Source organism: Cupriavidus sp. BIC8F (assembly GCF_032465815.1).
GTDB lineage: Bacteria > Pseudomonadota > Gammaproteobacteria > Burkholderiales > Burkholderiaceae > Cupriavidus > Cupriavidus necator.
Genome location: NZ_CP136094.1, coordinates 1,323,731 through 1,347,202 on the forward strand (window position 1 = coordinate 1,323,731; position 23,472 = coordinate 1,347,202).

The following is a 23,472-nucleotide window of genomic DNA, read 5'->3' on the forward strand; positions in this document are numbered from 1 at the left end:
AACCATATGTCGCCGGGCCCTGCCGCCGCGCGGGCAGCATCTGCCAGCGTCGCGGACGCCAGCGCCCCTGCTGGCGACAAAGGCCAAGGAGTCTCCATGAAACCCTCGCACCTCGCCATCGGCATTGCCGTGCTGGCGCTCTCGCTGTTCTTCTTCCTCGGGCTGTCCGGCATTTCCGGCGAAGAGGGTTATGCCGGCCTGTCGCCGCGCTTCGTGCCCACGCTGGTGGCCGTCGGACTGGCGGTGTGCGGCGCGCTGCTGACGTGGCAGGGCGTGCGCGGCGGCTTCCGCAACATGCCGGAAGAAGATGCGGAGCTGCCGGACGCGCCGCACAACTTCGGCGGCTTCCTGTGGGTGGCCGCGGGGCTGGTGCTGAACATGGCGCTGATCGGCACGCTTGGCTTCGTGTTCGCTTCCACGCTCCTGATGGTGTGCGTGGCGCGCGGCTACGGCAGCCGCCGCATCGTGCGCGACGCGCTGATCGGCCTGTGCATCACGGTGCCGATGTGGGCGCTGTTTGAATTCCTGCTCGGCATCAACCTGCCGCTGCTGCCCATCGCTGGCTTCTGAGCCCGCCCGCCCGACCAGCAAGGAGTCTTCGAATGGATACCCTGAACCTGCTGATGCACGGCTTTGCCGTCGCGATCACGCCAATCAACCTGATGTGGGCCCTGGTGGGCTGCTTCCTTGGCACCGCCATCGGCGTGCTGCCCGGCATCGGCCCCGCGCTGACGGTGGCGATGCTGCTGCCGCTGACCGCCAAGGTGGAACCGACCGCGGCGCTGATCATGTTCGCCGGCATCTACTATGGCGCGATGTACGGCGGCTCGACCACCTCGATCCTGATGAACACCCCGGGCGAGTCCTCCACCATGGTCACGGCCATGGAAGGCAACCTGATGGCCAAGAACGGGCGCGCCGGCCCGGCGCTGGCCACCGCGGCGATCGGCTCGTTCGTGGCCGGCACCATCGCCACCGTGCTGCTGTCGATGTTCGCGCCGGTGGCGGCGGACGTGGCGCTGCAGTTCGGCCCGGGCGAGTACTTCATGATCATGCTGCTGGCCTTCACCACGGTCTCCGCCGTGCTGGGCTCGTCGCTGCTGCGCGGCATGACCGCATTGTTCCTGGGCCTGGGCATCGGCCTGATCGGCATGGATTCGCTGTCGGGCCAGACCCGCTATTCGATGAACGTGCAGGAGCTGTACGACGGCATCGACATCGTGGTGGTGGCGGTGGGCCTGTTCGCCGTGGGCGAGGCGCTGTTCAACGCCTTCTTCCCGCAGCCGGCGGGCACGTTCAACAAGCTCAGCTCGGTCCACATGAACAAGTCGGACTGGAAGCGCTCGGTCCCGGCGTGGATTCGCGGCACCGTCATCGGCTTCCCGTTCGGGCTGATCCCCGCCGGCGGCGCCGAGATCCCGACCTTCCTGTCGTATGCCACCGAGAAGAAGCTGTCGGACCACAAGGAAGAGTTCGGCAAGGTCGGCGCGATCGAAGGCGTGGCCGGCCCCGAAGCGGCCAACAACGCCGCCGTCACGGCGACGCTGGCCCCGCTGCTGACGCTGGGCATCCCCACCTCCAACACCACCGCGATCCTGCTGGCCGCGTTCCAGAACTACAACCTGCAACCGGGCCCGATGCTGTTCCAGACCTCGGGCGACCTGGTGTGGGGCCTGCTGGCGTCGCTGTATATTGGCAACGTCATGCTGCTGGTGCTGAACCTGCCGGCGATCGGGCTGTGGGTGCGCATGCTGCGCGTGCCCACGCCGCTGCTGTACGGCGGCATCCTGATCTTCGCGGGGCTGGGCGCCTACGGCATCCGCCAGTCGTGGTTCGACCTGCTGCTGCTGTTCGTGGTCGGCCTGCTGGGCATGGTGATGCGCCGCTTCGACTTCCCCACCGCGCCGGTGATCGTGGGCATGATCCTGGGGCCGATGGCCGAGAAGCAGCTGCGCAATGCGCTGTCGATCGGCCAGGGCGACTGGGCCCTGTTCCTGCGCCAGCCGATCTCGGCCACCATCCTGGCGCTGACCGTGGCGGTGGTGGTGATCCCGCGCCTGTTGCGCTGGCACGCGACCCGCACCTCGGCGCACGCGCAGGCCGACAACGCGGCATGATGCGCGCGATCTTGCGGTAAGCTTTGCGAGGCCCGCACGCCAACGGCGTGCGGGCCTCTTGTCTTTCGTCGTCCGTCTTCCAGAACAACAAGCCGCCGGCGCCCCCGCGCCAGGCCGCTGCCACATGCGTCTCTTCTCCAACCCCTGGCTATCCGCGCTGCCCACGCTGGCACTCGGGCTGGCCGCCGCCCTGCTCTGCACCGCGCTGCATACCCCGCTGCCGTGGATGATCGGCCCGTTGCTGTCCGTGGCCGCCGCGCGCATGGCCGGGGCCGACCTGCGGGCGCCGTCGCAGGCCCGCAATGCGGGCCAGTGGGTGATCGGCGCGTCGCTCGGGCTCTACTTCACGCCGGACGTGGTGGCGCGGCTGGTGGAGTACCTGCCCTACATCATTGCCGGCTCGCTGTTCGCGCTGGTGCTGGGCGCGGGCGGCGCCATTCTGCTGCGGCGGACCACCGGCGTGGCCTTCAAGACCGCGTTCTTCTCCACCGCCATCGGCGGCGCCTCGGAGATGGCCAACCTGGCCGAGCGCAACGGCGCGCGCATCGACCAGGTGGCGGCCGCGCATTCGCTGCGGGTGCTGATGGTGGTGGTGACCGTGCCGGCGATCTTCCAGTACGGCGGCATCCACGGGCTCGACCCCTATATCCCCGGCCCGCGCGTGGTCAGCGCGCCGGGGCTGCTGGCGCTGATCGCCATCACGCTGGGCGTGGCGCTGCTGGTGAAGCGGCTGAACATGCCCAACCCGTTCGTGATCGGCACGCTGCTGGCCGCGGCGGTGCTGACCGCGTCCGGGATCGAGCTGTCGGCCATCCCCACCTGGATGAGCCGTGCCGGCCAGCTGCTGATCGGGGTCTCGCTGGGGGTGCGCTTCTCGCGCGAGTTCCTGCATACCGCGCCGCGCTTCCTGTCGGGCGTGGCGCTCTACACCGTGCTGGCGCTGGTGGTCTCGGCGCTGGTGGGCTGGGGGCTGTCGGCGCTGTCGGGCGCGCACCCGGCCACGGTGATCCTGGGCACCACGCCGGGCGGCATTGCCGAGATGTGCATCACCGCCAAGGTGCTGGAGGTGGGGGTGCCGCTGGTGACCGCGTTCCACGTGATCCGGATGGCCTTCGTGGTGCTGGCCACCGGCCCCCTGTATCATTGCCTCAAACATCGCGTCGCGCCGGAGGAGACAGAGTAGCGGTCCGCCACAGGACGGCTACGGTGCGGCCAGCCAGAACCAGGAGCGCCATGTCCGAAGCCGCACCGCAATTCAGCCTCACCGATATCGACGCCACGCTGGAGCGCGTGCTGGCGCCATGGGTGCGCCAGCTCGGCCTGCGCGCCGAGGCCGTCGATGCCCAGGGCGTCACGCTGCGCCTGCCGTTCAGCGAATCGTTCCGCCATGCGGGCGGCGTGGTCTGCGGCCAGGTGCTGATGTCCGCCGCCGATACCGCCATGATCGTCGCCGTGGCCAGCGCGCTGGGCGCCTTCCGCCCGATGACCACGGTCACGCTCACCACCAATTTCATGCGCCCGGTGATCGACGGCGACGTGCTGGTGCGCGCCAACGTGCTGCGCCTGGGCAAGACCGTGGTGTTCGGCGAGATCGAGCTGACCGGCACCGACGGCAAGCTGGCGGTGCAGGCCACCACCACCTACGCCCTGCTCTGATCCCCGCGCAACGCCAGCGTCCATGACTTCCGGCCACGCCAATCCCTTCGACCAGATCGTCTTTGCCGGCGGCGGCAACCGCTGCTGGTGGCAGGCGGGCTGGTGGGACACGGTCGCGCCGGAACTGCAGCTGCGCCCGCGCGTGATCGCCGCGATTTCGGCCGGCGCGGCGACGGCGTGCATGGTTTATGCGCATGACTCGCACCAGACCATGGACTACTACCGCGAGGTGCTGTCCAACAACCGCCGCAATGCCTACTGGGGCAACCTGCTGCGCAATGAGCGCGTGTTCCCGCATTACGGCATCTACCGCACCGCGTTGCTGACGATCTTCGCCGACGGGCGCCTCTCGCACCTGCAGCAGGCGCCGGAGATCCGCATCGGCGTGGCCCATATCCCGCGCTGGACCGGCCCGCGCCTGGCGGTGGCCGCGGGGCTGCTGGCGTACAACATCGACAAGCATGTGCTCAAGACGCTGCACCCGCGGCTGGGGCGCAAGCTGGGCTTCCGCCCGGAGTTCGTGCGCGCGCAGGACTGCGATTCGCCCGAGCAGCTGGCCGACCTGCTGCTGCAGTCGGCCTCCACGCCGCCGTTCACGCCGGTGCTGCGCCGCGGCGGCCGCCCGGTGCTGGACGGCGGGCTGGTCGACAATGTACCCGTGGACGCGCTCGATGCCACCCCGGGCAATGTGCTGGTGCTGGTGACAAGGCTGTATCCGCGCCCGCGCCGTTTCGTGCTTGAGCAAGGCGGCCAGCGCCGCCTGTACCTGCAGCCCTCGCAGCGCGTGCCGATCTCGAGCTGGGACTACACCCGGCCCGATGCCATGACGCACGCCTACGAGCTGGGCCGCCGCGACGGGGAAACTTTCCTGCGCGAGTGGCCGTCGATCCTGAATACCGAACTGCGGCCCGCTGCCTAGTGTTTCGTTTGCTGGCGCTGGCCTGATTGTTGTCGATGCGGCCCGCGTGCCGCGACAGGAGGCATGGATGACTAAGCGCCAGACAACCCTCTCCGGAACGCAGGGGGCCAAGGAACCGCGGCGCGCCCGCGAGGTCAGCGCGGCGCCGCCGGTGGAGCAGGTGCCGCGCGTGCGCAACGGCCGCACGCGGCGCAACGACAAGGTGCGCAAGGCAGACCTGGTGGTGATCGGCGGCGGCTCGGGCGGCGTGGCCTGCGCGCGGCGTGCCGCCGCGCACGGCGCACGCGTGATCCTGGTCGAGCGCGATGCCATTGGCGGCACCTGCGTCAACCGCGGCTGCGTGCCCAAGAAGATGCTGTCCTACGGCGCCACCTGGTCGGCCATCCTGTCGGGCTGCCTGTCGCACACCGGCGGGCATGAGGACTGGCGCGACGCCATCGTGCGCGTCAACGCCGAAGTGGCGCGGCTCAACGCGGGCTACACCCAGCGCCTGCATGAATCCGGCGTGGAAATACTGCGCGGCGACGCACTGGTCACCGGCCCGGACGAAGTGCGCGTCGGCGACGAGACCATCCATGCCCGCCGCATCCTGGTTGCCACCGGCGCGCGCCCGCGCGCGCTCGACGTGCCCGGCGGCGGCCTCGCCGCCAGCTCCGACGATGTCTTCACCTGGCAGAGCCTGCCGGGTTCGATCGCGGTCATCGGCGGCGGCTACATCGGCGTGGAGCAGGCCTCGATCCTGTCGCGCTACGGCGTCAAGGTAGACCTGATCGTTGCCGGCGACCGGCTGCTGCCCCACTTCGACCATGACATCTCCAGGTCACTGGCCGATGCACTGACCGCGCGCGGCGTGCGCCTGCACCTGAACGCCAGGGTGCACCTGCTGAGCCAGGCCAACGGCGCGGTGGAAGTCTGCTACCGCCCCACCGACCGCCCGGGCCAGACCGAGGCCGTGCGCGCGCAGGCCGCGCTGGCGGCAATCGGGCGCATTTCCAACGTGCAGGGCTTCGGGCTCGAGACGATTGGCGTGGACTTTGGCGACAAGGGCGGCATCCGCGTGGACCGCCAGTTCCGCAGCAACGTGCGCGGCATCTACGCGCTCGGCGACGCCATCGACGGCCTGCACCTGACACCGGTGGCCACCGCGCAGGGCCGCTGGCTGGCCGACCGCCTGTACGGGCGGCGCGGCGAACGCGCCGATTTCGACTTCGTGCCCACCGCGGTGTTCTGCGAGCCCGCCATCGGTGCCGTGGGCCTGACCGAGGCCCAGGCGATCGCAGCCGCCGGCAAGCCCGAACGCATCCGCACCGTGGTCAAGCACTTTGTCTCGCTGGAAAACCGCTTTGGCGGCACGGCCCACCAGTCGATGTTCAAGCTGGTGCTGAACGCGCGCAGCGGGCGCGTGCTGGGCGCGCACCTGATGGACGACGCTGCACCCGAGATCGTGCAGACGCTGGCAGTGGCATTGCGGCTGGGCGCGCGCGAATCGCACCTGCAGACCACGGTGCAGCTGCATCCTACGGTGGCGGAGGAATTGTTTGGCTAGGCGTTATTCGCCGATGGGCAGCTTCAGCACCGCGCGCACGCCGGTGCCCTGCAGCCCATCGCCAAGCTCCACCGTGCCGCCAAACCGCGCCGCCATCTCGCGCGAGATGGCCAGCCCCAGCCCGGAGCCCGGCTCCGCATTGCCCACACGCCGGTAGAAGCGCGCGAAGACCTTTTCGCGCTCTTCGGCCGGAATGCCCGGCCCATCGTCTTCCACCACCAGGCAGGCGGTCTGGTCGGCGCGCGTGGCCGACAGCGTAATGCGGCTGCCGCGCGGCGAGTACTGGATCGCGTTGTGGACCAGGTTGGCCAGCGCCTCGCGCAGCAGCGCGGGGTCGGCGCGCACCGGCAGCTTCAGCCCCGGCACCGGCTCCCAGCCGAAGTCCTGCTGCTTGCCGCGCGCCAGCGGCAGGTAGTCCAGCGCCACCTGCTCGGCCACGGTGACGGCGTCGATGATGTCGATGCCATCGGCTTCCTGGGCGGCTTCGCCGTGGTGCTGGCGTACCCGCGCCAGCGCCAGCAGCTGGTTGGTCAGGCGCGCGGCCTGCTCCAGCTGGGTGACGATGCCGCCCACGGCTTCACCGGCGGCCTGGCGCGCGGCCTCGGGGTCGGGCGCGCGCAGCTGGCGCTGGGCGTATTCGGCCTGGGTCTTCAGGATGGCCAGCGGCGTGCGCAGCTGGTGCGCGGCGTCGGCGATGAACTGGGCCTGCGACTGCGCCATCGCCGCGGAGCGCGACACATGCAGGTTGACCGCATCGACCAGCGGGCGCACCTCGGCGGGCACGCGCTCGAACGTGAGCGGTGCCAGGTCGTCCGGTGACCGCGCCTCCACGTCGTCGCGCACGCGTGCCAGCGGGCGCAGCACGTAGGTGACGCCGCCCACCAGGATGCCGGCGCTCAGCAGGATCAGCAGCAGGTCGCGCGCCAGCGCGCTGCGCCAGACCGTGCCGATCAGCGTGGTGCGCGGCTCGGCAGTCTCGGCCACCTGGATGATCACGCGCATGCGCGCGTCCGGCCGATACACCGGCCGCGCCATGGCGGCGATGCGCACTGCCTCGCCCCGGTATTCGGCGTCGTAGAAGCGCGGCTGGTTGTTGACGAGGCTGCCCGCAGGCAGCGGCAGGTCATCGTAGCCGGTGACGGTCTCGACCTGGCCGGCGCGCTCGGTCGACACGCGGTAGAACACATGGGTCTGCGCCGCGGTCTCGAACATCTCCATGGCGGCGTCGGGCAGGGTCAGCTGGACGCTGTCGCCGGCCATGCCGATGGCATTGTCTATGGCTCGGATCGAACCATAGAGCGAGCGGTCATAAGCCGTGTTGGCGGCGTCGCGCAGGGTGCCGTAGGTGAGCCAGGTGTCGATCGCCATCATCGCCGCCAGCGCCGGCACCAGCAGCAACAGCAGTTGCCGGCGCAGGCTGCCGCGGCGCCACAGCAGCACCGGATGGCGCGGACTTAGAACCCATTTCATGGTGAAGAAGGGGACGCGTTCAAGCCAGGCGCGGCGCAGGCCAGGCGCGGGCCGCCGGCCTTGGTGATTCCAAGGTCAAGGCCCGTAATGACGCATGCGCCGCGCCTGGCTTGAACCCGAAGGGAAGGCTGCTGCCGGGCCGCATGGCGTTGTTGCTGGATTGCGTGGAATAACCACGCCGCGTCGGCCACGCCTAGCCCTGCGGCCCGGCGGCAGCCTTCGCGCCCCTTCTTCACCATGAAATGGGGTCTTATCCGCAAGTGCATGATTAGCGCCCGGCCTCGGGCTCCAGCAGGTAGCCGAAGCCGCGCAGCGTGACGATGGTGACGCCGTGCCCGGCCAGCTTCTTGCGCAGCCGGTAGACCAGCACCTCGATCGCGTCGGGCGAGACATCGGCGTCGAGCGAGAACACCTTGTCGAGCAGCTGCGCCTTGGTCAGCGGCTGGCCGCTGCGTGCCAGCAGCGCGCCCAGCAGGGTCGATTCGCGCGGGGTCAGCGCCAGCGGCGCGCCGTCCAGCGTGAAGCTGCGGGTCTCGCCGTCGAACACCAGCGTGCCGCACTGCAGGCGCGGATGCGCGCGCCCGCGGCTGCGCCGGATCAGCGCCAGCAGCCGCGCTTCCAGCTCGGCAATGGCAAAAGGCTTGGGCAGGTAGTCGTCGGCGCCCAGGTTCAGGCCGCGCACGCGTTCGTCCAGCGTGTCCTGGGCGGTCAGGATCAGCACCGGGGTGCGGTCGTCGCGCCCGCGCATGGACTTGAGCACGGCCAGCCCGTCCTTGCCGGGCAGGCGCAGGTCGAGCAGCACCGCGTCGTACTCTTCCGCCTGCAGGCGGGCCTCGGCCTGCAGCCCGTCGGCGACGTGCTCGATCACAAAGCCGCCCTGCTCCAGCGCGCGGGCGACCCAGCGTGCCAGTTCGATTTCATCCTCCACCAGCAGGATGCGCATGCCGGTCTCCTCCTCTGCCGGTTTGGTCCATATTTCGGTTGCGGCGGCGGAAAACGTCCGCACAACAGGGGGCTGCACCGATGGAGCGCGCCCGCCGCGGGCGCCTATAATACCCCCGCCCCGCTGGTCCCGGCGCGTGTTGTCCGCGCGCCCGCGCCCTTCCACAGGCAGTTCTTCCGTTTCCGACCACCGTGCCCACGCGTCCACCCCCGCCGTCCCTGCCGTGCGCTTGCGAGCCGCCTGCCTCGGCGCAGCGCCGCCGCCTGCTTGGCGCATCGCTGCTGGCCGGCGCCGCCTTGCCGGCCGCATGGCCCCTTCATGCCCAGTCTAGGCCGCCGGCGCCACCGCCGGGGTATCCGTCCGGGTATGACGCAACCATCGCCGGCGCCATGCGCGAAGGCATGGTCACGGTCTATGCATCGACCGACCTGAAAGTGGCGCAGCCGCTGATCGCCGCGTTCGAGGCGCGCTACCCGGGCATCCGCGTGCACTACCAGGATCTCAACACGATCGAGCTGAACCAGCGCTTCCTGGCGGAGACCGCGGCGCTGGGCGGCAAGCGGCCCGCGCCCGATGCGGCCTTCGCCGACGTGCTGTGGAGCACGGCGATGGACCTGCAGATCAAGCTGGTCAATGACGGCCATGCGCAGCGCTATGCCTCGCCCGAGCGCGCCGGCCTGCCCGGCTGGGCGGTGTGGCGCGACGAGGCCTGGGGCACCACCTTCGAGCCCGCGGTGATCGTCTACAACCGCCACCACCTGGCCGGCATGCGCCCGCCGAGCAGCCGCAGCGGGCTGGCGCGGCTGCTGCAGGAACACGCGCCGCGCTGGCATGGCAAGGTGGTGACGTATGACGTGGAGCGCTCAGGCGTGGGCTACCTGCTGGCGCAGCAGGACGCGCGCATGGGCAGTGAGTTCTGGTACCTGGCGCAGGCGCTGGGGCGCGCCGGGGTGCAGCTGTCGGCGTCCACTGCCGAGATGATCGAGCGCATCGCCAGCGGCGAGCTGGTGATGGGCTACAACCTGCTGGGTTCGTACGCGCTGTCGCTGATGGAGCGCGGCGCGGCCATCGACGTGATCGCCCCGCGCGACTACACGCTGGTGATGTCGCGGGTGGCCTTTATTGCCCGGCGCGCGCCGCGGCCCAATGCGGCGCGGCTGTGGCTGGACTACCTGCTCTCGCGCGAGGGCCAGGAGCTGCTGGCCAAGTCCACCTCGCAGCTCTATACCATCCGCACCGATACCGACAGCGTGCACACCGCGGCAGCATTGTCGGAGCGGCTGGGCTACGCGCTCAAGCCGATCAGCGTCGGCCCGGGCCTGCTGGCCGCGCAGGACGCGATGCGCAAGCGCGCCTTCCTGGCGCGCTGGCGCGAGGCCATGCGCGGCTGAGCGCGCCGCTCAGGGGATCAGGTCGCCGGTTTCGAGCCCGCCCGGTTGGGCGTTCGGGCAGGCCTGCTGGCACAGCGTGGACAGCTCCCGGTCCAGCGCCGCCATCGGGCGCGGCACGTAGCCGTGGCGCAGCGCCGGTGAGAACTTCAGGGTATCGATAAAGGCGTCGGACATGCGCTCGGCGTTGGCGTCGAGGTCGAAGTCCTGGGGCGAGAACAGCCAGTGCGCCAGCACCCCGCCGATGGCGGCATGGAAGGCGTTGACGGCCAGGTCCAGGTCCAGGTCGGCGGGCAGCTGGCCGCGCTCCAGGGCCAGGCGCAGGTGCTCGCGCATCTTGACCAGGCCGTCCTGGTGCGACTGGCGCTGGCGCTCGAAGATGGCGCCGTTGTCCTGCACCATTTCACACTTGTGGAAGATGATCTCGAACACCCGGCGCCAGCGCGGGTTGACCACGGTCTGGCGCATCACATAGGCGCAGATGTCGCGGATGCCGCCCAGCGGGTCTTCCTGGCGCGCGAGCCGCTCGGGGTCGCACAGCGCTTCCACGGGCAGGTTGACGCGGTCGCACATGGCGGCGAACACATCGCTCTTGTTCTTGAAGTGCCAGTAGATCGCGCCGCGCGTGACACCCGCCGCCTCGGCGATGTCGGCCAGCGACGGGCGTGCCACGCCGCGGGCGTGGAACACGGCTTCGGCCGCGTCGAGAATCCGGTGGCGCGTTTCAAGCGCCTCTTCCTTGGTGCGTCTGACCATTTTTGTCTCTGGTGCCGGCGGCATGACGCAATAGAGGCGTCATGGCCAGCCTTGTTGGTTCTCCCTGGTGCGGCCGCTGAGGCAGCCGCACGGGCCGGCGCATGCGCCGGCGGGTCGTTGTCGTCACATGCCAATGTGCTTGCAGCCTGCGAGCCGACACGACGGCGCGCATCCTAACCCGAGCCGGCGGTTTGCGCCGTGATTCCGAACGGGTAGGACGCAATTCGGACCGATCGGTTGGGTTTGACCGGGCTCGGGATCCGCATTGCCGCGGCCCCGCGGCGCCGGTTGTGCGCCGAAAGGCCCTTCTGCAACATCAACTTAACATACATGCTTGAATGTATATATAATACGCGCTTGCCCGGCGTTCGGCCAGCCGCCATCTGTGACATACCCAGCACAGCTGGCAATCCCTGCCGCAGGCCAGCCGGGCATGAATCCAGTCGTTACATAAAAGCCACCGTTCGTCGCATTTGACATTGCGACGCCGCGATTTGTGGCTAGCATCACGCTTTTGTCCGCCGCGAACCATGCGGCGTGCTGTGTCGTTTCCGTTTGTCGGATGACAGGTCGGGACGATGCGGCAGATCTCAAATTGCCATCATGGGGTTATCGATGAGGAAGTCCCAACGTATCCGTTGCGTTGCAGCCTATGCACTAGCGGCGCTGTCTGCCGTGGCGCTTGTTGCCTGTGGCGACAAGAAGGCCGAAGGCGGCCCCCCGCCCCCGCCGGAAGTGGGTGTGGTGACCGTGACGCCGTCGCCGGTCGCCGTCGTCAATGAACTGCCGGGCCGCCTGGAAGGCATACGCACGGCCGAAGTGCGTGCTCGCGTCGAAGGCATCGTGCTGTCGCGCAACTACACCGAAGGCGGCGAAGTGAAGGCCGGCCAGGTGATGTTCCGCATCGACCCGGCGCCCTACCAGGCCACGCTGGCTTCGGCCCAGGCCGCGCTGCAGCGCGCCGAGGCCAACGCCGTGTCGGCGCGCCTGAAGGCCGAGCGCTACAAGCCCCTGGTGGCCGTCAACGCGGTCAGCAAGCAGGAGTACGACGACGCCGTGGCCTCCGCCGGCCAGGCCAACGCCGACGTGGCTTCGGCCAAGGCGGCGGTGCGCACCGCCCAGATCAACCTGGGCTACACCACCGTGACCGCGCCGATCAGCGGCCGTGCCGGCCGCGCGCTGGTGACCGAGGGCGCGCTGGTGGGCAAGGGCGAGGCGACCAAGCTGGCGCTGGTGGAGCAGGTCGACCCGATGTGGGTCACCTTCACCCAGCCGGCTTCGGAAGTCACGCGCCTGCGCCGCGCCATCGAGTCCGGCATGGTCAAGGGCATGAACGGCGGCGCCAAGGTGCACCTGTACGTCGAAGACGGCCGCGAGTACGAACAGACCGGCAAGCTGCTGTTCTCTGACATGACCGTGGACCCGACCACCGGCGCGATCACGCTGCGCGCGCAGTTCCCCAACCCGAAGCGCGAACTGCTCTCGGGCACCTTCGTGCGCGTGAAGATCGAGCAGGGCGTGGATGAGAACGCACTGACCGTGCCGCAGCGGGCGCTGATCCGCGGCGCGCAGGGTGCCAGCGTGATGGTGGTGGGCACGGACGGCAATGTCGCGGCGGTGCCGGTCAAGGCGCCGCAGGCCATTGGCGACAGCTGGGTGGTGACCGAAGGCCTGAAGGGCGGCGAGAAGGTGATCGTCGAGGGCCTGCAGAAGATCAAGGTCGGTGCGCCGGCCAGGGCCGTGCCGTTCAAGCCGGCCGGGGCCTCGGCCGCGGCGACGGCCTCGGCCCCGGCGGCGCCGGCCTCGGCCCCGAAGGCCGAGAGCCAGCAGCAAGCCAAGTCTGACGCCAGGCAAGGCTGAACCCTGCCGTACCAACGGCAAATACGGCTAGACCGCTAGACCAAGAGGGAGCCAGTTTTATGGCCAAGTTTTTTATCGACCGGCCGGTGTTCGCGTGGGTGCTCGCGCTGATCATCGTGCTGGGCGGCATATTGGCGATCCTGCAGTTGCCGATCGCGCAATATCCGAACATCGCCCCGCCGACGATCTCGGTCACCGCCACCTACCCGGGTGCGTCGGCCAAGACGCTGGAGGATTCCGTCACCTCGGTGATCGAGCAGGAGCTTAACGGCGCCCCTAACCTGCTCTACTACAACTCCACCAGCGAGTCGTCCGGCCTGGCGAGCATCACCATCGCCTTCGCGCCGGGTTCGAACGTCGACCTGAACTCGGTCGAAGTGCAGAACCGCCTCAAGCGCGTGGAAGCGCGCCTGCCGGCTGAAGTGCGCCAGCAGGGCGTGCGCGTGGACAAGGCCGGGAACAACTACATGATGTTCCTGACCGTGTCGTCCAAGTCCGGCACGGCTGACGCGATCCAGCTCGGCAACTATGTTTCGGCGCAGGTGATCGACTCGATCCGCCGCGTGCCGGGCGTGGGCCAGGCCGACCTGTTCGGCACCGAGTACGCCATGCGGATCTGGCTGGACCCGGCCAAGCTGACCGGCTACAACCTGACCCCGACCGACGTCACCGCCGCGGTGGGCGAGCAGAACATCCAGGTCGCCGTGGGCGAGCTGGGCGGCACGCCCTCGCCCAAGGGCACCGAGCTTAACGCCACCGTCACCACCGAAAGCCGCCTGACCACGCCGGAGCAGTTCGGCAACATCCTGCTGCGCACCAACCCGGACGGGTCTTCGGTGCGCATCAAGGACGTGGGCCGGGTGGAGCTGGGCGGTGCCGACTACTCGACGCTGGCCCGCACCAACGGCAAGCCGTCGGCGGCCATCGCCATCAAGCTGGCCCCGACCGGCAATGCGCTGGCCACGGCCACCGCGGTGCGCGCCAAGATGGAAGAGCTGTCCAAGACCTTCCCGGCGGACTACCAGTACTCGGTGCCTTACGACACCTCGGCCTTCGTCAAGATCTCGATCGAGGAAGTGATCAAGACGCTGCTGGAAGCCGTGGTGCTGGTGTTCCTGGTGATGTACCTGTTCCTGCAGAACTTCCGCGCCACGCTGATCCCGACGCTGGTGGTGCCGATCGCGCTGCTGGGCACGTTCGGCGCGCTGCTGGCGTTCGGCTTCTCGATCAATGTGCTGACCATGTTCGGCATGGTGCTGGCCATCGGTATCCTGGTGGACGATGCCATCGTGGTGGTCGAGAACGTCGAGCGGATCATGAGCGAGGAAGGACTCTCGCCACGTGAAGCCACGCGCAAGGCCATGGGCCAGATCACCGGCGCCATCATCGGCATCACGCTGGTGCTGACCGCGGTGTTCATCCCGATGGCGTTCTTCTCGGGCTCGGTGGGCAACATCTATCGCCAGTTCTCGCTGTCGCTGATCTCGTCGATGGCGTTCTCGGCGCTGCTGGCGCTGACGCTGACCCCGGCGCTGTGCGCGACGCTGCTCAAGCCCGTCGAAGCCGGCCACCATCATGAGAAGAAGGGCTTCTTCGGCTGGTTCAACCGCACCTTCGCGCGCGCGTCGACCAGCTACCAGGGCGTGGTGGCGCGCATCCTCAAGCGCACCGGCCGCTACCTGATCATCTACGCGGTCATCATCGTCGGCGTGGTGGTGCTGTTCAAGCGCCTGCCGTCGTCGTTCCTGCCCGACGAAGACCAGGGCTACATGATCACCGTGGTGCAGCTGCCCAACGGCGCCACGCAGGACCGTACCATCGGCGTGCTCAAGCAGATCGAGGACTACTACCTGCAGAAGGAAAGCAAGGTGGTGGACCAGATGATCACGGTGGCGGGCTTCTCCTTCTTCGGCCGCGGCCAGAACGGCGGTATCGCGTTCGTGCGCCTGAAGGACTGGAAGGAACGCACCGGCGCGGGCGAAACCGCGCAGGCGCTGGTCGGCCGTGCCTTCGGCGCACTGTCGTTCATCAAGGACGCGATCATCTTCCCGCTCAATCCGCCGGCGATTTCCGAGCTGGGCAACTCCTCGGGCTTTGACTTCCGCCTGCAGGACCGCACCGGCCAGGGCCACGCCAAGCTGATGGAAGCACGCAACATGATGCTGGGCATGGCGGCCAAGAGCCCGGTGCTGATGGGCGTGCGCCCGGAAGGCCAGGAAGACGCGCCGCAGCTGCAGATCGACATCGACCGCGAGAAGGCCAAGGCGCTCGGCGTCACCGTGGCCAGCATCAACTCGACGCTGTCGATTGCGTTCGGCTCGAACTACGTCAACGACTTCATCTATGAAGGTCGGGTGCGCAAGGTGATCGTCCAGGCAGAAGGCTCAGACCGCCGCCTGCCCGACGACCTGACCAAGCTGCGCGTGCGCAACAGCAACGGCGACATGGTGGCTTTTGCCGCGTTCGCGACCTCCAAGTGGGTGATGGGCTCGCCGCGCCTGGAGCGCTACAACGGCATGCCGGCGGTGAAGCTGGCGGGCCAGGCCGCACCGGGCCGCAGTACCGGTGAAGCCATGCGCGTGATGGAAGAGAACTTCGCCAAGCTGCCGCCGGGCTTCGGCTTCGAGTGGTCCGGCCAGTCTTATGAAGAACGCCTGGCCGGCTCGCAGGAACCGATCCTGTACACGCTGTCGCTGATCATCGTGTTCCTGTGCCTGGCCGCGCTGTATGAAAGCTGGTCGATCCCGTTCTCGGTGCTGCTGGTGGTGCCTCTGGGCGTGCTCGGTGCGCTGCTTGGCGTGACGCTGCGCGGCATGCCCAACGACGTGTACTTCAAGGTGGGCCTGATCGCGACGATCGGCTTGTCGGCGAAGAACGCCATCCTGATCGTGGAATTCGCCAAGGACCTGCAGGCGCAGGGCAAGGGCCTGATCGAAGCCACGCTGGAAGCCGTGCACCTGCGCTTCCGACCGATCCTGATGACGTCGATGGCGTTCATCCTGGGCGTGCTGCCGCTGGCGATTGCCACCGGCGCGGGCTCGGGCAGCCAGCGCGCCATCGGTACCGGCGTGATGGGCGGGATGATCACGGCCACGGTGCTGGCGATCTTCCTGGTGCCGGTCTTCTTCGTCGTGGTGCGCAAGCGCTTCAAGGGCAGTGCGCGCCAGCGCATGCTGGACCAGAAGTGGCACGAGCCGAAAGAGGAAATCTGAACATGACCAAGACACTGACCACACTGCTGCTGGTGGCCGGCGTTCTGACGGGGTGCACACTGGCGCCCCACTATGACCGCCCTGCCCCGCCGGTGGCAGACAGCTTCCCGGTGGCACCCGAGGGCTATGCCACCGCCGAGGCGAAGAGCGGCGAGACCCGCCGCGCTGTCGACATCGGCTGGCGCGAGTTCTTCCGCGACCCGCGCCTGCAGTCGCTGATCGCGACCTCGCTGGAAAACAACCGCGACCTGCGCACCGCCGCGCTGCGCATCGAGGAAGCGCGCGCGCAGTACCAGGTGCAGCGCGCCGACCTGCTGCCGACGGTGAACGCGAATGCTGGCTATACTCGTGCCAGCACCAACGCTGCCACGGGGGTATCGGTTCTGGGCCAGCCTGCGGTATCGCAAGTCTACTCGGCCAGCCTCGGCATCTCGTCCTACGAGCTGGACTTCTTCGGCCGCGTGCGCAGCCTGTCGAACGCGGCGCTGGCGCAGTACTTCTCTACCGAAGAGGCGCATCGTTCGGCGTATATCTCGCTGGTGTCGGAAGTGGCCAAGGCCTACCTGTCCGAGCGTTCCTTCGCCGAGCAATACGAGATAGCACGGGACACACTCAAGGCGCGCGAGAGCACCTATGGGCTCGCCAAGCAGCGCTTCGACGTCGGCGCCACGTCCGCCCTGGACCTGCGCGACAACGAGTCGCTGGTGGCCCAGGCGCGTGTCGCCGCCGCGCAGCTCGCACGCCAGCGCGCGCAGGCGCAGAACGCGCTCGAAGTGCTGGTGGGCAAGCCCATCGGCAGCATCGAGAACCTGCCCGAGCCGATGCGCCTGTCCGACGAACGCATCATCAGCGATATTCCCGTGGGCCTGCCTTCGGACCTGCTGGAGCAACGCCCGGACATCCGCCAGGCCGAACAGCAGTTGCTGTCGGCCAACGCGAATATCGGCGCGGCACGCGCGGCGTTCTTCCCGCGCATCACGCTGACCACCAGCATTGGCACTATCAGCCCGACGTTCTCCAACCTGTTCGATGCCGGCACTAAGGCGTGGTCGTTCGCGCCGCAACTGACGCTGCCGATCTTCGACTATGGCCGCAACAAGTCCAACCTGGACCTGGCCAATGTGCGCAAGAACATCCAGATCGCCAACTACGAGAAGACCATCCAGACGGCCTTCGCGGAAGTGGCGGATGCGCTGGTGGCGCGCGGCACGCTGGAAGACCAGGTGGCCGGCCAGGAAGAAGTGCGCAATGCCGAAGCCGCGCGCTACGAACTGGCGCGCGTACGCTTCCGCAGCGGGATTGCCAGCTACCTGGACGAGCTCGATGCGCAGCGCCAGCTGTTCACCGCCGAGCAGGCGCTGATCCAGGCGCGGCAGCTGCGGCTGAACAACGCGATCGATTTGTACCGGTCGCTGGGCGGTGGCTTGCAGGAGAGCGGTCCGGTGGCGCAGCAGGGGACGCCGGCGCAACAGGGGACGGTGACGCAGTAAGGGTTGCCGCTTGCCGTTGCCGCAATAAAAAACGACGCGCTCAGGCGCGTCGTTTTTTTTCAGCGTCAGAACTTGTACGAAGCCGCCAGAAAGAACACCAGCGGATTCGGCTCCAGCTTGGTCTTCGATGTCGACAGCACCGTCCCGTCGGACGCCTTGATCGTCATCGTCGACGTCGACTTCAGCGGGATATAAGTCACCGCCGCCGTCAGCCCCCAATGCTCGTCGAAGTTGTAGGTGCCGCCGACATTGAACACGGGCGCCCATGACGACGACGCATCCGCACTCACCGACGTCGGCCCCGGGATGCCCGCCCCCGCCGCCAGGATTGCGCCGAGGTTGTTGTTCACCGAACTCGCAAACGCCGGATTGACCTCGATGTTGGTAAAGAAGTTGTACGACACCCCCAGCCCCAGGAACGGTCGGAAACGCGTGCCCGGATCCAGGAAGTGGTACTGCACCATCGCCGCCGGGCTCCACTGCCGCGCCTTGGTGATGATGGGGTTCAGCGCGGGGTCGCCCAGGCTCTGGCGGCCGAGCGCGCCGGCCGGGCCCGGCGGAATCAGTTCGCCGTGGCCGTAGAGCTTGAACTCCGGCGGGATGCCGCCCACTGCGGTGACCGCGATATGGTCGGTGACGAAGTGGCTGAAGGTCAGCCCCAGCGTATTGGCATTGGACGACGACAGGCTGCTGCCCGGCGCGGTGAAGGTGGACGGCAGGCCCAGCGGGTAGTTGATCGGCACGTCCAGCAGCGACGTGGTCAGCGGACCGCTCTGGCCATGGGTCTGGATATAGAACCAGCCGGCGGATACCACGTTGTCGCCCTTCTTCTGGGCATGGGCAGGCAGGGCGAAGCTGGCCAGCGCGGCCAGCATCAGCGTGAGCGTGAGGCGTATGGTTTTCATCTTGTGTCCCCCGGCAGTGGATGTCTCTGTTTGGTCGAATCGTGGTGCAGTGGCCCGGGCTGCGATGGCCCGGGCCTTGTAGCGTGCTTACTGCACGAATGCGCCGACGGTGAAGTACGGGCCGCTGTCGCGCGCCTCCAGGAAGCCGAACACGCCGCCGGTGAACATCAGCTTGCCGGTCGGCGCCGAGCCCGCGGGCGCCTCGCGGCGCGAGGTGCGGACCACGCCCGGCACCTGCTGCGAGTAGTCCAGCCGGTAGGGAATCGCCAGCGACGCATCGGACGGCCGGAACGGATCCATCATGGTTGCGGCGGCTCCGACCAGCGCGGTCACGCGGTAGTTGAAGTTGCTGTCGACGCCGACGTATTCGCCGTTGACCGTGCCCTCGGTGACCGCCACCGCCGGCGCCATCATGCCGATGCCGATCTCGTCATCGGCGCCAAGCGGGCCGTTGGCGAGCGAGTCATTGGCATAGCCCACGCGGATCATGACCGGCACCAGCTGGCCGCGCAGCTTGCCCACGATCAGGTAGGCCTTGCCCAGCGTGTTGCCCAGCGTGGGCGGCTGGCTCTCGGCCTTGTAGTTGGTCGACAGCAGCGCGCCATTGGCCTGCGGCACGAAGTTGTTGCCCTTGCGCTCGCAAGTGTTGGTGGCGTTGTCGCAGACGGTGAATGAACCATCCGCGGCCAGCGCCATGCGGTAGTCCTGCGCCACCGTCTTGAACTGCTTGGACGGCACCTCATGGAAGCCCGTGCCGTTGTATTGCCCGGCGATCTTCGACAGGTCGGTCTCGGTCTGCGCGAAGCCGATGAACTGGAAATACGGGAAGGTGGTGTCCGGCACCGCGCCGGCGCCCAGCACGCCGTTGAACTGGATGCGCGCGCCGGGGATGGTGCCGCCCACCACGCCTTCGCCGACGAAGAGCTTGGCCGGGCGGTTCGGATCGAGGCTGGCCCCGCTCAGCTCGAACGCGCACTGGTTCAGCTTCTCGGTTGGCAACCCCGTCTCTGCCTTCAGCGTGCCGCGCATCACGTTCTGCCCGTTGGTGGGGTCGCTGCGCGTGGGCTGCACGGTGCCGGTCTGGCGCGGCACGGAAGAATCCAGGAAGGTCACCTGCCAGGTCTTCCTGGTGGTGTCGATCTGCACCTTCACCAGCTCGCCGGATCCGGTGCCGCCGGTGAAGGTGGTGGTGTAGTCGAGCGATGCCGGGCACAGCCGCGTCTGCACCGCGGCCGGCGTGGACGGCGCGTCATCGCCGCCGCCCCCGCCGCCGCAAGCGGCGAGCATGGCGGTGGCGGCCACGGCCAGCGCGCGCGCCGGCACCGTGGATGGGCGCGAGGCCCGCTGCAGGATCAGTCGATGGGGTTGCATGGCGTTGTCTCCTCGGTTTTGTGTCTTCTTGGTGGACTCAGGGTGCTGCCAGCACGCCGACGCGGAAGGTCGGGCTGGCGCTGCCGGTGCCGGACAAGTGGCTGAACACGCGGCCGCTGGCGATCAGCGCGCCGGTGGTGCCGCTGTTGTCGGTGGTGGCGATCATGCCCGGCGCGTTCTGCGTGAAGTCGAGCTGGAAGGCGCCGGTCTGGTTCATCGTCATCGGGTCCAGCAGCTCCACGCGCGCGCCCTTGACCAGCGAGGCGGTGTAAACAAAATCGCTGCCCGAGCCGATGTAGCCGCCGTCAAGCTGGCCGCTGGCCAGCGACTTCGCTGGCGCCATCAGTGCGAGCCCCGATTCGTCGTCGACATTCACCGTCAGCGGCAGCAGCGAGATCTGCGCGTAGCCGGTGCGCACCAGCAGCGGCACCAGCGCGCCGTTGAGCTTGCCCACCACCATCAGCCCCTTGGCGCGGCTGGCGTTGTTGTTGGTGATGGCCGCACTCTGGAAAGAGGGGTAACGGCGGCTGCCATCGGCATTGCCGCTTTCAAAGGCACCGTCGGCGCTGCGCAGCTTCCAGCTGTTGCCAGTGCTCAGGCAGCTGCCGGCCGCCACGGTGCAGCTGCCGTCGGCGTTCAGCGTCTCGGTGGTCTGCGCGGTCGCGGGCGTGAAGTGGCTCGACGAAGTCAGCGAGCCGCCGGACGGCACCTGGTGGTAGCCCAGCAGGTTGTAGCTGCCGGCCACCCTGGTGAAGTCGGTCTCGGTCTGCGCGAATGCCAGCACCGGGTAGAACGGGAACGTGGTGGCCGGGATCGCGCCCAGCCCGAGCACGCCCGGATAGGAGATGGTGGCACCCGGGATGCCGCCGCCGGCAACGCCATTGCCCAGGAAGATCACCGGCGGCCTGGCGCTGTCGATATTGGCCTGCGAGGTGCCGTCAGACGCCGTGGCCGTCTGCAGCGCGACTGCGCAGCGGTTCTGCTCGGCGGTCGGCAGCGAGGTCATGTTGGCAAAGGTGCCGGTAAAGGTCACGCCCGCGCGCGTCGGGCTGACGCTGCCGGGTTGCTTGGGCACCGGTGATTCGATGATCTCCAGCTGGTAGGTGCGGGCCGCGGTGTCGAAGCGCAGCTTCACCAGTTCGCCCGCGCCGGAGCCGCCGGTGAAGGTGGTGCTGTAGTCCAGTGCAGCCGGGCACAACGACCCCGGCGGGCCGCCGATGGTGACCGGCCCCTGCGTGGGGCACGTGCCCGTGTCCGCGCATTGCGGCGGCGCCTGCGTGGTGGCGCGCGGCGCCTCTTCATCGCCGCCGCCGCCACCGCAGCCGGCCAGCACCGCGGCAAGGCTCACCCCTGTCAAAACCAAAGTGCTGCGTCGAAGCATCGACATGGTCATTGCCTGTCTCCTGATTTTTTCTGGCGACCCCTGGTTCTGGATCTGGTGTCCGGCTCTGCGGCCGGATCCCTCCCGGGTGCGGCGACTCTCGCCGCTCGCGTGTTTTTGCGTCAATAGAGCGGCCGTTCCAAACAGGCGCGCCTGGCGTGCATGCCGCATGTGGCTGTCGATTGCGGGTGTTGCACGGACTGGGCGGCAGGCGGCGCGGGCCACCGATTCAAACGCACGGTGCGCGCCGCTTTGCCGCATTTCAGAAGCGATAGTCGAAATTGGCCGGATCAAACGCCGAGGCCTCGAAGGTCTTGCGCACCAGCTTGTCGAACACGATCTTCTCGACCATGTTGCCGTCGGCATCCCAGGCGGTTTCCACACGGATATAGGGATGCTTCAGGTCCAGCATCAGCTGCACCTTCTTGGCGTAGTACTGCGGCGCGCCGGCCGGCAGGTCCCAGGTCAGCGCCACCATGCGCACGCCCTGCTCCTGCACGATCTCGGCCTTGCTGTATTTCTCGGGCAGGCCGGCGGCACGCAGCGACTTCGCGTCGCGCTCCAGCATCGACAGCACGAACTGGAAGCCCAGGTCGCGCACAGTGTGGTTGGACTGCGAACGCGCCAGCGTGCCGTCCAGCCCGATCCACATCGAGGTGAAGCCCAGCACGCCGCCCAGGTGGCCGTACATCTCGTCCTTGCGGCGGGTTTCGTCGTAGATGATTTCCTGGCCCGACTGCGCGCCGCCGGGCAGCCACTTGGCATAGAGTTGGCGCGGCTGATGGCGGTAGCGGATCTGCATCTTCGCGGGCTGGTCCTGCCACTGGTTGTTGAGCCGCTCCTGGCGCGACATCCGGTACTCGTACTCGGGATAGCGGTTCATCTCGGCGCGGGCCCATTTCAGCAGCGCATCCGGCTGCAGCGCCTGGAACACGGCCAGCACCTGCTCATCGGACAGCCGCGCGAGTTCGCCGCTGGCGACCTGGCGCGAGAACAGTGCGGCTTGCTGAGCGGATGTTTGGCCGTCATAGCCCGTGCCCGCGGCGGCGGTGGTTGTGGCCGTCTGGGCTATGGCCACGGGGGGCATGGCCAGTGGCGCAGCCAGCAGTCCGATGACGGCACCGGCGACAGCGGCAAGGTAAAGCGGTTGGATCGACATGGCAGCTTCCTCCTCAAGATGTCCGCCAGGAGGCGGAGCGCGGGCAGCGCAGGGCGAACGGGGCCACCGCCGCGCCCTTGGAAAATCCGATAGGGCGCACGGGGTCCGCGGGGCCTGTGCGTGGCCTCGCTGGGTGGATCGACGGTTCAGGTTTTGCGTGAGGGCGGTGGCGCCGGCCCGGCGGTAACCGGGTGCGGCGCGCGCCGCTATGTCCTGGTGCGCATTCGCATCCAGTCATCCAGCGGGTTGCTGGGGAAGCTCACGGTTTGCTCGCGCGCGCGGACCGGCATGCTGGTCACGGCTGAGCGATTGGCGCCCTCATTGCGCACGGTGCGTGCGCTGATGCGAGCCTTGCCGAGGGCGGCGGCGGTCTGGCTGGCCGCATCGCCCATCGTTGCCGCCATTGCGGCGCAACTGGCACCCAGGTCATCGGCGGGCTGCGCAGCGGCCAGCCTGCTGGCGCGCTGCTCGGCCTGCTGCTGCTCGCCGAGCTCGAACACCGACTGCAGGGCCGAGAAGTCGTCCGCGCTGGGTTGCGCCACGTTCAGCACGGCTTCCACCATGGCGGTGAGCTGGGCCAGCACGTGCGCATCGCTCATCTGCCGGCCCTGCGTGAACACCGGCAGCAGGCTGGTGAGCTCTTCGCCGGCCAGCACGCCGGCCAGCGCCTTGAGCGCAAACTGCAGGCGCCAGCCGAGCTCATGCCGCGGCAGTCCCGGAATGGCGCGCGAGAAGGCGTCGAAGAAGCGCCCGTACACCGGGGCGTAGTGCTCCAGCAGGTATTGCTGGATAAAGGGCGAGGTGTCCGAATACACGCGCCCGAGCAGCCGCAGGAACGACGGCCCGCCCACCGACGGGTCGCGTGCCATCTGCAGCGCGGGCACGAACAGCGCACCCATCACGTGCTCGCAGCGGATGCTGTTGCCGGGCCAGCGGGCTTCGCACGCATCGAGCAGCGCCAGGCGCCGCGCGTTGAGCGGATCCAGCCGCCGGCTCAGCACGGCGTGCATCATGATGTCTTTGCTGCGGAAGTGGTAATTCACGGCGGCCAGGTTGACGATGGCGCGCGACGTGACCTGCCTGAGCGAGGTGGCTTCATAGCCGACCTCGGTAAACAACTTTTCCGTGGCGTCGAGAATCCGGGCCTTGGTGTCTCCTGCCGAGCTTTTGCCGGTCTTCATGGGGGCGTCTCTCTTCGTTGCTGCCGTAAACCCCTTAGCAATTTGCCACGCTGTTCCGCTCCCTGCTCTGACGGCATACGGATGCTTGAAACAGCTGTACGAAGCCTATCCACCGCTT

General features: G+C 68.3%; 18 protein-coding genes. 10 read left to right on the forward strand and 8 right to left on the reverse strand.

Annotation, left to right across the window (positions count from 1 at the left end):
* Positions 1-96: 96 nt before the first annotated feature.
* From RS901_RS06155 to RS901_RS06180, 6 genes are all read left to right on the forward strand, one after another.
* The gene (locus RS901_RS06155; protein WP_114135487.1) at positions 97-570 is read left to right on the forward strand and encodes a tripartite tricarboxylate transporter TctB family protein; all 474 of its coding nucleotides are present in this window, start codon (positions 97-99) and stop codon (positions 568-570) included.
* A gap of 32 nt (positions 571-602) precedes the next feature.
* Positions 603-2,117, forward strand: coding sequence for a tripartite tricarboxylate transporter permease (locus RS901_RS06160; RefSeq protein WP_316152021.1), 1,515 nt, complete (start codon positions 603-605; stop codon positions 2,115-2,117).
* A gap of 124 nt (positions 2,118-2,241) precedes the next feature.
* A complete protein-coding gene (locus RS901_RS06165) occupies positions 2,242-3,300 on the forward strand; it encodes an AbrB family transcriptional regulator (protein ID WP_013958467.1) in 1,059 nt (352 codons plus the stop codon).
* A 50-nt stretch (positions 3,301-3,350) separates the two neighbouring features.
* On the forward strand, positions 3,351-3,773 hold the full coding sequence (locus RS901_RS06170; protein ID WP_010811348.1) for a PaaI family thioesterase: 423 nt from the start codon (positions 3,351-3,353) through the stop codon (positions 3,771-3,773).
* A gap of 22 nt (positions 3,774-3,795) precedes the next feature.
* Positions 3,796-4,692 (forward strand): patatin-like phospholipase family protein, encoded by an 897-nt coding sequence (locus RS901_RS06175; RefSeq protein ID WP_316152024.1) that lies wholly within the window; start codon positions 3,796-3,798, stop codon positions 4,690-4,692.
* A gap of 67 nt (positions 4,693-4,759) precedes the next feature.
* Positions 4,760-6,238 (forward strand): dihydrolipoyl dehydrogenase family protein, encoded by a 1,479-nt coding sequence (locus RS901_RS06180; RefSeq protein ID WP_316152026.1) that lies wholly within the window; start codon positions 4,760-4,762, stop codon positions 6,236-6,238.
* Between the two features lie 3 nt (positions 6,239-6,241).
* Here RS901_RS06180 and RS901_RS06185 read toward each other — a convergent pair whose 3' ends face one another.
* Together RS901_RS06185 and RS901_RS06190 are read right to left on the reverse strand one after the other, a co-directional pair.
* Positions 6,242-7,708: a sensor histidine kinase gene (locus tag RS901_RS06185; protein ID WP_316152027.1), complete on the reverse strand. Its 1,467-nt coding sequence runs from the start codon at positions 7,706-7,708 to the stop codon at positions 6,242-6,244.
* A gap of 268 nt (positions 7,709-7,976) precedes the next feature.
* Positions 7,977-8,651 (reverse strand): response regulator, encoded by a 675-nt coding sequence (locus RS901_RS06190; RefSeq protein WP_013958472.1) that lies wholly within the window; start codon positions 8,649-8,651, stop codon positions 7,977-7,979.
* Between the two features lie 296 nt (positions 8,652-8,947).
* On the opposite strand from RS901_RS06190, the gene RS901_RS06195 reads away from it, so the two are divergent.
* Complete coding sequence (locus RS901_RS06195; RefSeq protein ID WP_316153399.1) at positions 8,948-10,042, forward strand: ABC transporter substrate-binding protein; 1,095 nt, start codon at positions 8,948-8,950, stop codon at positions 10,040-10,042.
* Positions 10,043-10,051: 9 nt separating this feature from the next.
* On the opposite strand, the gene RS901_RS06200 is transcribed toward RS901_RS06195, so the two are convergent.
* A complete protein-coding gene (locus RS901_RS06200; RefSeq protein WP_316152031.1) occupies positions 10,052-10,795 on the reverse strand; it encodes a TetR family transcriptional regulator in 744 nt (247 codons plus the stop codon).
* 615 nt (positions 10,796-11,410) lie between these two features.
* Here RS901_RS06200 and RS901_RS06205 point away from each other — a divergent pair.
* Genes RS901_RS06205 through RS901_RS06215 form a run of 3 tightly spaced genes read left to right on the forward strand, consistent with a single transcriptional unit; the run spans position 11,411 to position 17,357 of the window.
* Entirely contained in the window at positions 11,411-12,655 is a 1,245-nt protein-coding gene (locus RS901_RS06205) for an efflux RND transporter periplasmic adaptor subunit (protein ID WP_316152033.1), read from the forward strand.
* 59 nt (positions 12,656-12,714) lie between these two features.
* Entirely contained in the window at positions 12,715-15,867 is a 3,153-nt protein-coding gene (locus RS901_RS06210; RefSeq protein WP_316152034.1) for an efflux RND transporter permease subunit, read from the forward strand.
* A 2-nt stretch (positions 15,868-15,869) separates the two neighbouring features.
* Entirely contained in the window at positions 15,870-17,357 is a 1,488-nt protein-coding gene (locus tag RS901_RS06215) for an efflux transporter outer membrane subunit (protein ID WP_316152036.1), read from the forward strand.
* 65 nt (positions 17,358-17,422) lie between these two features.
* Here RS901_RS06215 and RS901_RS06220 read toward each other — a convergent pair whose 3' ends face one another.
* The 5 genes from RS901_RS06220 to RS901_RS06240 form a co-directional block, all read right to left on the reverse strand.
* Positions 17,423-18,262, reverse strand: coding sequence for an OmpW/AlkL family protein (locus RS901_RS06220; RefSeq protein WP_316152039.1), 840 nt, complete (start codon positions 18,260-18,262; stop codon positions 17,423-17,425).
* Between the two features lie 87 nt (positions 18,263-18,349).
* Entirely contained in the window at positions 18,350-19,633 is a 1,284-nt protein-coding gene (locus RS901_RS06225) for a DUF2957 domain-containing protein (protein ID WP_316152041.1), read from the reverse strand.
* Positions 19,634-19,670: 37 nt separating this feature from the next.
* Positions 19,671-21,026 carry a DUF2957 domain-containing protein gene (locus tag RS901_RS06230; RefSeq protein ID WP_316152042.1) on the reverse strand — a complete coding sequence of 452 codons (1,356 nt, stop codon included), beginning with the start codon at positions 21,024-21,026 and terminating at the stop codon, positions 19,671-19,673.
* Between the two features lie 250 nt (positions 21,027-21,276).
* Positions 21,277-22,173 (reverse strand): DUF1571 domain-containing protein, encoded by an 897-nt coding sequence (locus tag RS901_RS06235; RefSeq protein ID WP_316152043.1) that lies wholly within the window; start codon positions 22,171-22,173, stop codon positions 21,277-21,279.
* 206 nt (positions 22,174-22,379) lie between these two features.
* Positions 22,380-23,354 (reverse strand): TetR/AcrR family transcriptional regulator, encoded by a 975-nt coding sequence (locus tag RS901_RS06240; protein ID WP_316152044.1) that lies wholly within the window; start codon positions 23,352-23,354, stop codon positions 22,380-22,382.
* Between the last annotated feature and the right edge of the window lie 118 nt (positions 23,355-23,472).

Excerpts from the sequence above, each read along its gene's own strand:
- RS901_RS06155 (WP_114135487.1), top strand. The coding sequence starts at position 97 with ATGAAACCCTCGCACCTCGCCATCGGCATTGCCGTGCTGGCGCTCTCG.
- RS901_RS06160 (WP_316152021.1), top strand. The coding sequence starts at position 603 with ATGGATACCCTGAACCTGCTGATGCACGGCTTTGCCGTCGCGATCACG.
- RS901_RS06165 (WP_013958467.1), top strand. The coding sequence starts at position 2,242 with ATGCGTCTCTTCTCCAACCCCTGGCTATCCGCGCTGCCCACGCTGGCA.
- RS901_RS06170 (WP_010811348.1), top strand. The coding sequence starts at position 3,351 with ATGTCCGAAGCCGCACCGCAATTCAGCCTCACCGATATCGACGCCACG.
- RS901_RS06175 (WP_316152024.1), top strand. The coding sequence starts at position 3,796 with ATGACTTCCGGCCACGCCAATCCCTTCGACCAGATCGTCTTTGCCGGC.
- RS901_RS06180 (WP_316152026.1), top strand. The coding sequence starts at position 4,760 with ATGACTAAGCGCCAGACAACCCTCTCCGGAACGCAGGGGGCCAAGGAA.
- RS901_RS06185 (WP_316152027.1), bottom strand. The coding sequence starts at position 7,708 with ATGAAATGGGTTCTAAGTCCGCGCCATCCGGTGCTGCTGTGGCGCCGC.
- RS901_RS06190 (WP_013958472.1), bottom strand. The coding sequence starts at position 8,651 with ATGCGCATCCTGCTGGTGGAGGATGAAATCGAACTGGCACGCTGGGTC.
- RS901_RS06200 (WP_316152031.1), bottom strand. The coding sequence starts at position 10,795 with ATGGTCAGACGCACCAAGGAAGAGGCGCTTGAAACGCGCCACCGGATT.
- RS901_RS06205 (WP_316152033.1), top strand. The coding sequence starts at position 11,411 with ATGAGGAAGTCCCAACGTATCCGTTGCGTTGCAGCCTATGCACTAGCG.
- RS901_RS06210 (WP_316152034.1), top strand. The coding sequence starts at position 12,715 with ATGGCCAAGTTTTTTATCGACCGGCCGGTGTTCGCGTGGGTGCTCGCG.
- RS901_RS06215 (WP_316152036.1), top strand. The coding sequence starts at position 15,870 with ATGACCAAGACACTGACCACACTGCTGCTGGTGGCCGGCGTTCTGACG.
- RS901_RS06220 (WP_316152039.1), bottom strand. The coding sequence starts at position 18,262 with ATGAAAACCATACGCCTCACGCTCACGCTGATGCTGGCCGCGCTGGCC.
- RS901_RS06225 (WP_316152041.1), bottom strand. The coding sequence starts at position 19,633 with ATGCAACCCCATCGACTGATCCTGCAGCGGGCCTCGCGCCCATCCACG.
- RS901_RS06230 (WP_316152042.1), bottom strand. The coding sequence starts at position 21,026 with ATGACCATGTCGATGCTTCGACGCAGCACTTTGGTTTTGACAGGGGTG.
- RS901_RS06235 (WP_316152043.1), bottom strand. The coding sequence starts at position 22,173 with ATGTCGATCCAACCGCTTTACCTTGCCGCTGTCGCCGGTGCCGTCATC.
- RS901_RS06240 (WP_316152044.1), bottom strand. The coding sequence starts at position 23,354 with ATGAAGACCGGCAAAAGCTCGGCAGGAGACACCAAGGCCCGGATTCTC.